This is a genomic window from uncultured Cyclobacterium sp. (assembly GCF_963977555.1).
In the GTDB taxonomy this organism is placed as follows: domain Bacteria; phylum Bacteroidota; class Bacteroidia; order Cytophagales; family Cyclobacteriaceae; genus Cyclobacterium.
The window spans coordinates 149874-161084 of record NZ_CAXBPD010000018.1; the positions used below are offsets into that span (position 1 = coordinate 149874).

The 11211-nt window shown below is 38.7% G+C and carries 10 protein-coding genes; 2 read left to right on the plus strand and 8 right to left on the minus strand.

Translation table 11 applies throughout. From position 1 onward, the window contains the following. Window positions 1–111: 111 nt before the first annotated feature. The 3 genes from AAC073_RS19900 to AAC073_RS19910 all read right to left on the minus strand — a co-directional run bounded on the left by AAC073_RS19900 (window position 112) and on the right by AAC073_RS19910 (window position 5046). Window positions 112–1821 carry a capsule assembly Wzi family protein gene (locus tag AAC073_RS19900; RefSeq protein ID WP_339925560.1) on the minus strand — a complete coding sequence of 570 codons (1710 nt, stop codon included), beginning with the start codon at window positions 1819–1821 and terminating at the stop codon, window positions 112–114. 7 nt (window positions 1822–1828) lie between these two features. Further along, on the minus strand, window positions 1829–2479 hold the full coding sequence (locus tag AAC073_RS19905) for a hypothetical protein (RefSeq protein ID WP_339925561.1): 651 nt from the start codon (window positions 2477–2479) through the stop codon (window positions 1829–1831). Between the two features lie 92 nt (window positions 2480–2571). Next, a complete protein-coding gene (locus AAC073_RS19910; RefSeq protein ID WP_339925562.1) occupies window positions 2572–5046 on the minus strand; it encodes a bifunctional UDP-N-acetylmuramoyl-tripeptide:D-alanyl-D-alanine ligase/alanine racemase in 2475 nt (824 codons plus the stop codon). Between the two features lie 215 nt (window positions 5047–5261). Between AAC073_RS19910 and AAC073_RS19915 the strand changes: the two genes are divergently transcribed. Together AAC073_RS19915 and AAC073_RS19920 are read left to right on the plus strand one after the other, a co-directional pair. Further along, complete coding sequence (locus AAC073_RS19915; protein ID WP_339925563.1) at window positions 5262–5624, plus strand: hypothetical protein; 363 nt, start codon at window positions 5262–5264, stop codon at window positions 5622–5624. A 308-nt stretch (window positions 5625–5932) separates the two neighbouring features. After that, window positions 5933–6400: a TlpA disulfide reductase family protein gene (locus tag AAC073_RS19920; protein WP_339925564.1), complete on the plus strand. Its 468-nt coding sequence runs from the start codon at window positions 5933–5935 to the stop codon at window positions 6398–6400. A 121-nt stretch (window positions 6401–6521) separates the two neighbouring features. Here the strand turns inward: AAC073_RS19920 and AAC073_RS19925 are convergent, their stop codons facing one another. The 5 genes from AAC073_RS19925 to AAC073_RS19945 form a co-directional block, all read right to left on the minus strand. Next, a complete protein-coding gene (locus AAC073_RS19925; protein WP_339925565.1) occupies window positions 6522–7088 on the minus strand; it encodes a DUF3244 domain-containing protein in 567 nt (188 codons plus the stop codon). A gap of 540 nt (window positions 7089–7628) precedes the next feature. Beyond that, window positions 7629–8003: a hypothetical protein gene (locus AAC073_RS19930; protein ID WP_339925566.1), complete on the minus strand. Its 375-nt coding sequence runs from the start codon at window positions 8001–8003 to the stop codon at window positions 7629–7631. Window positions 8004–8263: 260 nt separating this feature from the next. Further along, on the minus strand, window positions 8264–9043 hold the full coding sequence (locus AAC073_RS19935) for a glycosyltransferase family A protein (RefSeq protein WP_339925567.1): 780 nt from the start codon (window positions 9041–9043) through the stop codon (window positions 8264–8266). Continuing rightward, window positions 9043–9882, minus strand: coding sequence for an FkbM family methyltransferase (locus tag AAC073_RS19940; protein ID WP_339925568.1), 840 nt, complete (start codon window positions 9880–9882; stop codon window positions 9043–9045). Before AAC073_RS19940 ends, AAC073_RS19935 begins: the two co-directional genes overlap by 1 nt. Window positions 9883–9966: 84 nt before the next feature. Continuing rightward, on the minus strand, window positions 9967–10995 hold the full coding sequence (locus AAC073_RS19945; protein WP_339925569.1) for a phenylalanine--tRNA ligase subunit alpha: 1029 nt from the start codon (window positions 10993–10995) through the stop codon (window positions 9967–9969). Between the last annotated feature and the right edge of the window lie 216 nt (window positions 10996–11211).

Sequence of the window (11211 nt, forward strand, 5' to 3'; positions counted from 1 at the left end):
TAAACTAATGGTATTATTAGAAATTCTTTAAGCTTTCTAAATTTATTACTGCTTGAGTCCCCAATTATGGCAACCAGAAGCTTAAGCCTTTAAATCATTTAAAAGGTTAATTTACTTCAGTAGATAGGTAATCCCAATATTTCCAACAAAAGTGCTCTTGTCCAGCCCCGGGATAAAATAGTCGTTAGGATCGTTTTCCAGGTACCATTTATAATTTAAGGAGGTGACGTATTTAAAGTTGGCTGACAACAGAAGGTTATCGAAACGCCATTCTCCAAGGAGTGAAGGTGCTAGGTCTACATACTTTCGACGCAGGTCTTTGATTGCTTCAAAGCGTTTGTAATAGAAATCGTTATTGTGATTGATGTATTCGAACTCAAAACCTAGGCGGTTAAAGTTTTTGACCCAGGCCATATCAATGGTAAGGGCATTGCTACCTGGTCCGTAACCAAAACCTAAAACTTGTCCCCTGTGCGTATATCCATGTCTTACATGAGGATGCGTATACCAGCTGTTTCTTTCAAGTATCACCTCCCGAACAGTTTGTCCAGTTTGGGTGATTTCCATTCCCATTTGTATAAATTCATCTTTGTTCTTCAGTGGCGTTAAGTTTGTAAAACCAAGGATGAAAGCCCTGTTTTTGTCTGGATTAATTAAAAAATCATTGAATGTTCGGCTATTGCCATTGCTGCCATATTCGCCATAGAATTCAAAATGACCATTGGTATTTATCCACCGGAAATATCCTGAACTTAGTTGATTCCTTTTGTCTACATTAGGCTTGCTTATGCTTTCAGGGCCCTTCTCTCCATTTAACACGGGAAGATAATCAGCAAATTGACTCAAGTCTGAATGGTACATTTGGGACACACTGCTGAATCCCAAAAATAAGCCAGGAACCCATTTAGGTTGGTAACTAAGGACTAATCCTGATAGGTAACGCCAGTCTTCATCGGGTCTTTTTGTTACATAGAGAGGTGTATTGGTATAGATATAATCGGAGTTGACAGGATCTACTTTTGAAGACCTAAGTTGGCCTGCTATTATTTGCCCCTCAAAGCTACCAATATCTGTTAGAACAGGTCTTCGGGTATTTAAGGTAAAATGTAAAAAGCCTGGGGCGTTATTACTCATCAGCAATGAGGCTTTTCTACCAGGGCCCCACCATAAGTTTTCGTTAGAAATACCGATGGAGTATTCTTTATAGTTGAAACGAATACTGGATTGGCCCAAGGACAGCTGGGTAATCGCACCGCGATCAAATCGCTCTGGAATGTCTGAGGTATTGATCCATTCGAAGTACTGTAACCAAGTGCTTCCCCAGTGATCCAAAGGAAAGCCTACGAAATCTTGATTGGCAGCATGCAAAATTTCGGGTTGAAGCTGAAGAGTCAATGGTCCATATTCGAAATATATACCCACACTGGCATTTAATTGAAGTCCTTTGTTGGGGATCATCTGCCCATCATTTATGCCAAAAGGGAGGTCACTATTGTACCTGCTTTTTATCATTGGCGGAAGGGCCTTAAAATTCAGTTTTTCGAAATTTTGGAAGCCTGGCTTGGCTAAAGCTGAATCTTCATTATTCTCTTCAAAATGGAATGGATCACTCTTATTAAAAGCCTCGGTAGGGTAAAGGGGACGAATCATGAAGCTAGACTCCTCCGGTAGGTTACCGAGGAGTTGTTGCCTGCGCATATAATCGTCATAAATGGGATAATTCAACCCTGTACTTTGCGCAAGGGTGTTTGTTTGTGAAGTCAAACATATAAAACATGCCCAAAAGACAATCTGTAGATAGAAAGGGTGCTTCTTGTTCATGCCGGGTTCAATTTATTGTCAAGGTGCTAACCTGGATGCTTGATACAGACCAACTTTCATCACAAATCGGTTCAGGCGTGTTTTCTTGTTTAAGATCATCTCCTAAAATGATGGAAAGTTGATTTTGTTTATGGTTGATGATTTTGGTGATTCTGTAGAGGCTCGTCCAGCCATTACTGTTTTTATGTTGGCACCTACCTGGAAGATCAGTGCTCAAAGCTTCGGTTTTTGGGTCGTTAAACCTAGGGTAGTTCGCTGGATAAGACTGGTAGAGGCAGAATGTGGATTCGCAAGGCGAATTTGAAAATGTTGTGTTGAGAACGGATTCACCATCCAATTCTAAATACCAGAAATCTGGGCCTCCAACATTTTCAGGATTGCCATCCCAACTGTCATGAAGCAGAAGGTCTATGGTGACCTTGATGGCATTGTGATCAGGTAAAGACCCCAGGTTCAAAACTACTTCCTCATCATTGTAAAAGCCTAAAACAGTGTCTCCATTGAATTCGAATAGTCTACCGTTTTCTATGAAATTAAGATCTGCTGTGGAGAAATCGTTGTTATATATCATGATTTCTTCTTCGAGCGCATTTTCACAAGAAAAGCTAAATAGCGCTAGAAAAAACAGAAAGGGTGATTTCAATGAGATATGGGTCATTAAATATAGGATAAAGCACCTTCAAAATAAATGACAAATAAACAAAATATTATTCACATAAAGGTGGGTTTATCTTGATTTTGCCTTTAGCCTCAATCCAGTATATATTGGCGTTTGACCCTTGGTCCTATTCCTGTTAGCAATTCATATGGAATTGTTCCTATGTTTGCTGCCAGGTCCACAATTGAGGGATTGGAGCCAAAGAGTATGACTTCGTCCCCCTCGCATACATTGAGCCCGGTAACATCTGCCATGCACATGTCCATGCAGACATTGCCAATAATAGGTACCAATTGACCCTTTATTAAAATCAATGCCTGGCCATTGCTAAAACGACGGTCATAACCGTCCGCATAGCCTATGGCCAAAGTGGCCACTTCCCCATCTACCGTCATTTCTCCTTTTCTTCCGTACCCAACGGTTTCTCCTTTTTGTAGCCTCCTAACCTGCGATACCACCGTTTTTAAGGTCATGGCAGGTTGGAGTTTGTCCTGTTCGAGCTGATTGACTTCTATGCCATACAAGCCAATGCCTAAGCGGACCATGTCAAAGGCAAACTCAGGATAGCGGATGATCCCTGCCGAATTCAAGCAGTGCCTAATCGGTTCACATCCGGTCTCCTGAATAATCTTGTTACTTGAGCTTACGAATGAGCTGATTTGTGATAAAGTATAATCCTTGTGTATTGCCTCATCTGCACCAGCCAAGTGCGTAAAGATGCCCGCAACTTTTAAATTGCTGCACTGTTGAAGAATTGAAATGGCCTCATCCAGCTCTCGATCGGACATCCCAAGTCTCCTCATGCCAGTGTCCAATTCTAAATGAACAGACAATAACCCCGAATTACTATTCAATGCATTCGACAATGATTTTAATTGATTCAGGTTATATACCACAGGTTCCAAGGCATGTTCCTGTAGCAGCTCCAAGTGATAACTTCCCGGATTCATCACCATTATAGGCAATGTGATTCCATTGTTCCTTAAGAAAACCCCCTCATCCGTATAGGCTACGGATAGATATTCAGCGCCAATTTCCTGCAAATAGTTTGCGATTTCAGCAGCTCCACCTCCATAAGCAAAAGCCTTAACCATGACCATTATTTTGGTCCCAGGTTTAACTTTTTGGCGGTAATGGATGAAATTGTGGCGTAGGGCATTGAGGTTAATCTCTAAAATGGTTTCATGAGCGAGTGCCTCCAATTTTTGAACAACACTTTCAAAACCAAAGGCTCTTGCCCCTTTGATGAGGACAAGGTCATTTGAGAGCGCTAAAGCATTTAAATTATTTATAAGTATTTCTGTGGATTCAAAAAATTTACTGTCCCCAGAAAATAAATTTTTAAAGCCACCAAAGCCCTTTCCTATACCTACAAAAAGGTCGATGTTGTAGTGCTTCAAAAGCCAAGCAACCTTTTGGAAAACCACTTCATCGTCTCCCTCTTGTTGCATTTCCGACAAAATGAGAATCTTTCTACCACCTGCCGTGATTTGCTGGCTCATGAATTCAAGCGCAAGTTCCAGCCCTGCGAGGTCATTGTTGTAGCTGTCATCTATGAGTTTACAGCCTTTGCTACCTGATTTTAGGGTGAGCCTCATGTCCACAGCATGAAGTAGTTTAAGTCCTTGCTGAATAATTTCAGGCTTCATCCCCAGGCTTAAAGCCGCGGTGATCACATGCCTGATGTTTTCAAGGGAAGCCTGATCCCTGAAGGAAGTAAAAAAAGTATGCGTTTGAAAGTCCTTGCCTATCAAATAAATCTTCGAGCCAATGTTATGCCGTTTTACGGACAAGATATAATCTGCTCCTGCCTTATCAGACCAACTAATGAGAACAGAAGGATTAAAATTTTCCTCCAAATAATGACTTACCTGAGTTTGGTCTTTTCTATAGATAAGGAATTTGGCACCTTGGAAGAGCGCGCATTTTTCTTCAATTTTAGCTTTGGTGTCTTTAAAATGCTCATCATGGGCACTTCCGATATTGGTGAAAATACCCAATTGGGGTTGGATGATTTGCGTCAAAGCGTCCATCTCATCAGGTGCTGAAATCCCTGCCTCTAGTAGGGCAACTTGGTGTTGTTGGCTAATTCCCAATGCAGATAGGGCAACACCTATCTGGCTATTGTAGCTTTTAGGGTTTTTCCATAAATTATACTTCGCAGAAAGTACCTGAGCAAGCCATTCTTTCACGATGGTTTTTCCATTGCTGCCGGTAATGCCGATTACGGGGCCTTTAAAATTTTCACGGTTTAGCTGCGCCAATTGCTGCAAGTCTTTTAATGGAGAAGGGGATAAAAGAATATTGCTGTTCTCCAGACCTTTTATAAGAGAAGAAGGGGAATTGACTGGAAGAATAAAATTTCTAACCCCTTTTTCATAAGCATCTGAAGCAAACTCCCAACCCGCATTCCTGGACCCATCAAGGGCTACAAATAGGGTGTCGTTTCCGGATTGAATTTTTCTTGAATCGATGACCACGTTCAAGAGCATAATTTTATCCGAGTTGTTGGTAAAATGCTTTGTAAATTTTGAAGCAAATAAAAGGAAATTGATGGCTTGCATCATTTTTTGAATAGGTTAAGCAATTGGAGTTAAAACAAATTTATAACTTATATTCATAGCTATTATTTTTTGGCAGGAATTAAAAATTTTGTGATAAAATGCTCGTAAATAATCGCTAGGATAAGCGATCTTGAATTTGTAAAAGATTAAATAATTATGTATAATTGGTTAACTAATCGCTAATAATTGGATTAGTTCTTGTTTTAACCAATAAAGTCATGAGCTTTCAAAATAATATTCGGATTATATACAATATTCCATGTTTTCTTGGGGTTTTGTTTTTATGTCTTTTATCCGGGAAAACTTTTTCTCAAGATAATTCCGGTAACGTTTCCAATTTTGTTCAGCAAAAAGGGGAACTGGCAAAGGCGGATGTAATCCAAGGTGAAAATTCAGTAGATAAAAAGAATCGTTTTATTGGCTATTCAAATGGCATAAACTCAAAATTCTCAAAACCTAAAGAAGTTTTGCGTAGCGATAGCGTTACTGCTTTGCCTAAAATTGCAGCTGTAAGGGAAGAAGCATCTACACTCTCTTCGAATGTTTTTTTATATGTTCTTGATAAATTTAAAGAAGAGTAATTTCAAGTAGTACTTAAACCAAATCCTTTAGGGTTTATTTTTTTGATAGTATGCTGGGATTTCGTTATTTTACTCCTTAACGAAAAACCCCATGAAAAATGCTTGCGTTATATAGTCATTGCCTTGGTGATGACTTTTTCATTTGTCTCCACCATCAAAAAGATTGTCGCGTAAGCTAAAAAGAGAGGTACAGTTTGTGTCATCATTGAAGAGAAACCTTCCAAGTCAGTGACTCGGATACCTCAATCAGTATATTTTATTAATCAGGTATTGCATAAATAGTGCAAATTGCATAAAATTGAATGTATATGATGTTAAAAATTAAATTTTTATTTCTCTTCTTGAGTCTTGGCTTTATCCAACCTGATCCCATGATCACCTTGGATTTTGAGGGCTTCAAGAGCGAAATTGAAACACCATCTGAAGACCTGAGAATCTACAATTTTTGGGCTACATGGTGCGCGCCTTGCATACATGAGATGCCTTATTTTGAATCGGTCGTTGAGGATACCAAAGGCACTCAATTGGTATTTGTGTCTTTGGACGATGACAGAAGACCTGAAAGGGTGGAAGCCTTTGTGGAGAAAAAGGGGTTTAGTTCTCCAATATGGTTGCTTAGCGAAAAAGAACAAAAGGATTGGAAACAAAAATTGGAAGAAGATTGGTCGGGAGCCATTCCAGCCACTTTATTTGTTACTTCAACGGGTAAAAGGCATTTCCATACAGGCCAAATAAGTGAAGAAAAGCTTAAAGCGCTTATTGAAGCGTACCAATAGGAACATTGAAAAGGCCTCCCAAATTCAAGGAGGCCTTTTTAAACCGATTCGTCAAATAGGTTTTGTGAAAGCATAAATAATGAGTTTTGGGTGTAAGCTTGATTTAGGATTAAACTATAGATCAATTGAAATACAAATACTTGCTTTTCCCTTTGGCATCCTCCACTTTAAGATAGACCTGACCCAATATTAAATGTTTTAAGTGATAATTTTTTGAAAACCCACCAGTTTCTTGAATTTCATCTTTCATAAGTACTTTATGGTTGTTACTGAAAATGGTGACCATGGTACCTGGGTCCGATACGCCAAGTACTTTTAGATTGAAAGTATTTTTATCAACTGCTTTTGCGTAAGCCATCAGTTTCGTTTCAACTTTTCGATAACTTTTAACATCGAAAGTTTGAGAATCGTCTTTAGTGTCAAGTTTTACTTTGTACAGGCCTTCAGGTATATCACTTAAATTAAAAGGGATATTTTGAGGGGAAGTTATCTCAAAGAATGTCCTGTTTATAATGTGCCCTTTTGGATTGAAGATAGTAACCCTAACCTTTCCTATGGCCTCACTCAATTTTATTGCGAATCTTTGTTCTTGAATCTCAATAGAGGAAACCTCCATCAAGCGTTTGTCCAGTGCGAAGCTTGAAAATGATAAGCCGATTGCGAGTAATAATGTTGCTAATGTTTTCATGATTTGATAATGTTTGGCGTTGACTTTATTTGCAGAAGTTATTGCCAAGTACATACCAAATCATTTTAGAAATCATTTTTGAAAACCTATAGGGATTATTTTGGATAGAGGTGCAACCTTAAAAAGAAGGTAAGGGAGACAAAAGTGCCTCATAACCGAACAACTGTACAGCTGTTTGTTATTTTTCTGAACAGTAAAAGTAGGTTTTTGGTGGGAGGGCTAAAATATATACTATTTTAAATTTTCACTAAAAATTTCATAAGTAGTTGTAGGTCTGAGTGCTAAGTATTTTTTAATGGTCGAAAATGAACAGGTCTTGTTTTAAAAACGGGCAATGGTACGCTTGTTTGCTCAGGGAATGATCCACTTGTGGCGGGTAAAATCTCTAGTTTGCTTGTCAAGCAATGCTATTCCGAATTGGTATACCTCCATTTCTTCTATTAGTGATTGCTTTTAGCTTATCCTATGATTGAAATGAAAGAATTTGCCTTTTGAGGCAAATTCTATACATGAAGCGGTATAGTGTATATAGAGTAGCGCTTAAAATCGAGAAGCTTTCTTTTTCCTTCTTCTAAAAGCACCTTTCCTTCTTTTATTATTGGAGTAGAAGTTATATAAAAAGTTGACCGAGATTAAGGTAACTGATATCGGGACAAAAAAGGTAGGCATCATGATTTTAATGCCCAAGAGTATAAAAAGAGAGGCGATGATCCCAATTTTAAATGAAGTGTGGCTCTCTGGGTATATGCCACTTATTAAGGTTAGGCTGGTGATTTCTACAATTATCAACACTACGATCATGTAGGTGAATACGGTAGCTGTTGTTAATCCAGTGCTTACAAAATACCAGGCAAGAAGTCCCAGGACTACTACTAAACTTAGACTGTGAAGGCTAAAATTGATTTTTTCTTTCATATTAATGAGAATATTATGATTATGAATATAGGATTATTTCCCTTGAAACCAAAAAAAATCTAATGACATAATTGCAAACCCATATATAGCAATTTAATGATTCGTGTGTTTTTAAAAGTACCAAATATTCGTCTGTTCCTATAAGTGATTAACCCTGAGGAATTAACTTGGTCTGACTAAGGGGCTATGGTGGAAAGGCTAACAGCGCAATGCTTGTTTTTCCAGTAGTAGTGATATTTATTCGGCTGTATGGTCTTTTACTATAACTTACCCAACCATTTTAATAAGGTATTATAAGGCTTTGACCAGGTACGTTGGAATCTTAGGGGGCCATTTAACTCCCTTTCAAAGAAAGGCAAATGATGCGCATTCAAATAAGCGATTCTTTCTCTCTTTTTTTGGCTGGTTCCTGTTTTTTTTCTTTTGCTTTGCTGGGTCAGCCTATAATAAAATCCAATAAATGGAAGCTGGATTACCTCTCCTCCATCTTTCAACATCTTGATCCAAAATTCCCAATCCTCACGACCCATGGTCATGTCTTCGGAGAACCCTCCTACATCAACAAAATCCGATTTTCTAAACAGGGCTGCTACAAAGATCATATTGTCTCTGGCCAGCTTATTTCGACTGAAATCCTTAAGTTTCCAGGGTTTTTGCATGCTGGAATTGAATTTTACGGCTTGACAGTAGACGACCTTTACCTTTGGCTGCTGCGCTAGAATTTCTATACTTTTTTCTATGTATTCAGGAGAAATAAGATCGTCTCCATCTAAGGGTAGAATGTAGGTACCTGTTGCGGCCTTAACCCCAGAATTTCGCGCTTTGGCCACCCCACTGTTAGGTTGGTCCAATGCTGTTATCTCTGGGTGTTTGTCTTGCAGTTGATGGGCAATTTTTAAAGAATCGTCCTTGGATCCATCATTGACGATTATTAGCTCAATGGGCCTGTAAGTAGAGGCTAGAACGGATTGAACGGTTTCGTTAAGATAATTGCCCTGATTGTAGCAGGGGATTACTATGGACACCAGTGCCTTATTCATTAGTCAAAGAATTTTTGAAAAGCACTGTCTATAGGCATTTTAAGTGCCAGGGTATTGGGGCCGAATTTCCGTGTAGCATATTGGTTTTCTTCCAATAAAAGTAGGCATGAATCGTAATCCTGAGCATTAAGGCCTACATTCTCAAAGATTATGGCTTCAGGTTTAGTTTGTGAGATGTCAAAAATGCGGATGACCTCTAAATCGTAACCTTCTGCATCAATTTGTAGCAGGTCTATTTTATTTAATTCGTATTTTTTAATTAGGCTTTTCGGAGAGATTACCTCAACTTCTTCATTCGCAACCCACTTCTCTTTGTCCTCAGGGATATCAACACCAAATTTTGAACAATTAGAAGCTACTATCCCATCTTCAAAGGCCTTTAAAACCTTTTCTTTAGAAAAGGAAGTGAGGCCAGTTGCCCAGCGCATGTCAGAAAAACCAATTTTATACATGGCTTGTGTACCATCCTCTTCACCTATAGCGGCGCAGATTGTTGTTATACCTTTATTCTTAACATAAATCTTTTTGAGGTATTGATGAAATACACCGGGAAGGGGTTCTAGCAATACACCTTTCCAATTGTCCCTTTTTATAAATTTATGGATGGGGTCATGCGTTATGCCATCATTGGCACCGATCTGAATAACTGTAAAATCACCTTTTTTGGAAAGAGAATAAAGACTCAAAAAATCACTCAAACTTCCCGCTTTCGGATTGTAGAAGTATTTGTAAAACCCAATAAAGGCAGGATTATTTGATGCACTTAAATCGAAACGAAAAGCTTTCCATTTTCCTTGTAATTTCCGCTTGAGGGAAACAATTGATAGTTTTTTGTGCATCAATCAAAGATATTAAAATTTGCCTGTTTTGCAAATTTGCAAAACAGGCAAAAATTGCGAAGTCAGTTAGTATGTCAGGATTATTTATAACAAACCTCTAAATTGACTAAGGAACCTTATGTCATTTTCTGTAAAAAGCCTAAGGTCGTTGATTTGATATTTTAGCATGGCGATTCGTTCAATGCCCATACCGAAGGCGAATCCAGTATATTTTTCAGGATCAATGCCGCAATTTTTAAGGACATTTGGATCTACCATTCCTGATCCACCTATTTCTACCCAGCCACTGCCTTTACAAATGTTGCAGCCTTTGCCTCCGCAAAGTTGGCAAGAAATATCTATCTCAGCACTTGGCTCCGTAAAGGGGAAAAAGGAAGGCCTAAACCTTACTTTGGTGTCTTTCCCAAACATCTCCTTGGCAAAATGGAAAAGCGTCTGTTTCAAATCCGCAAAACTCACATTTTCATCTACGTAAAGCCCTTCCACCTGGTGAAAAATACAATGGGCTCTGGCAGAGATGGCTTCGTTTCTAAAAACCCTACCTGGAGAAAGGGTCCGGATAGGAGGGGCCTCATTTTCCATTACCCTTACTTGTACTGAAGAAGTATGTGTTCTTAAGGCAATGTCAGGATGCTTCTCTATAAAAAAAGTATCCTGCATTTCACGTGCCGGATGGTTTTCCGGAAAATTTAAAGCAGTAAAGTTATGCCAATCGTCTTCAATTTCTGGCCCTTCGGAAAGGTTGAAACCAATTCGTTCAAAAATGGTGACGATACGTTGACGGACTGCAGTTAAAGGATGTATGCCACCAACAGGCCATGCTGTAGGAGGTAGGGTAAGGTCCTGATCAAGACTTGCCTTTTTTTGATTTCCGCTTTCAGATTGAGCAATGAGGTCCTGAAATTTTTCTTCAGCAAGTTGTTTTACTTCATTGACTTCCTGGCCAAATGCTTTTTTATGTTCATTTGGAATGTTCCTCATTTCGGCAAAAAGAGCACCTATTACACTCTTTTTACTTATAAACCTCATTCTAAATGCTTCTAATTCTTCTGGAGAATCGGCTTTGGCTGCTGCTAATTCAGCTTTAATCTGGTTTATTTTTTCACTATGCATGTGGAAACTCATCTTTGTAAGACCACAAATCTAAAATAAATATTTGAGGCCACCTATCTTTTAAAAGAGTAAAGATTATTTGATTTTTAACGGGCTGTACCCATCGCAATTTGATACCAACATTTCAAGGCCATCATTATCTAGTATGTAATTTAATTCTTTTGAATAAGGCACATATCAAATAAAGGCTTTGTACGGATATGGTGGCAAAGCCAC

Excerpts from the sequence above, each read along its gene's own strand:
- AAC073_RS19900 (WP_339925560.1), bottom strand. The coding sequence starts at position 1,821 with ATGAACAAGAAGCACCCTTTCTATCTACAGATTGTCTTTTGGGCATGT.
- AAC073_RS19905 (WP_339925561.1), bottom strand. The coding sequence starts at position 2,479 with ATGACCCATATCTCATTGAAATCACCCTTTCTGTTTTTTCTAGCGCTA.
- AAC073_RS19910 (WP_339925562.1), bottom strand. The coding sequence starts at position 5,046 with ATGATGCAAGCCATCAATTTCCTTTTATTTGCTTCAAAATTTACAAAG.
- AAC073_RS19915 (WP_339925563.1), top strand. The coding sequence starts at position 5,262 with ATGAGCTTTCAAAATAATATTCGGATTATATACAATATTCCATGTTTT.
- AAC073_RS19920 (WP_339925564.1), top strand. The coding sequence starts at position 5,933 with ATGATGTTAAAAATTAAATTTTTATTTCTCTTCTTGAGTCTTGGCTTT.
- AAC073_RS19925 (WP_339925565.1), bottom strand. The coding sequence starts at position 7,088 with ATGAAAACATTAGCAACATTATTACTCGCAATCGGCTTATCATTTTCA.
- AAC073_RS19930 (WP_339925566.1), bottom strand. The coding sequence starts at position 8,003 with ATGAAAGAAAAAATCAATTTTAGCCTTCACAGTCTAAGTTTAGTAGTA.
- AAC073_RS19935 (WP_339925567.1), bottom strand. The coding sequence starts at position 9,043 with ATGAATAAGGCACTGGTGTCCATAGTAATCCCCTGCTACAATCAGGGC.
- AAC073_RS19940 (WP_339925568.1), bottom strand. The coding sequence starts at position 9,882 with ATGCACAAAAAACTATCAATTGTTTCCCTCAAGCGGAAATTACAAGGA.
- AAC073_RS19945 (WP_339925569.1), bottom strand. The coding sequence starts at position 10,995 with ATGCATAGTGAAAAAATAAACCAGATTAAAGCTGAATTAGCAGCAGCC.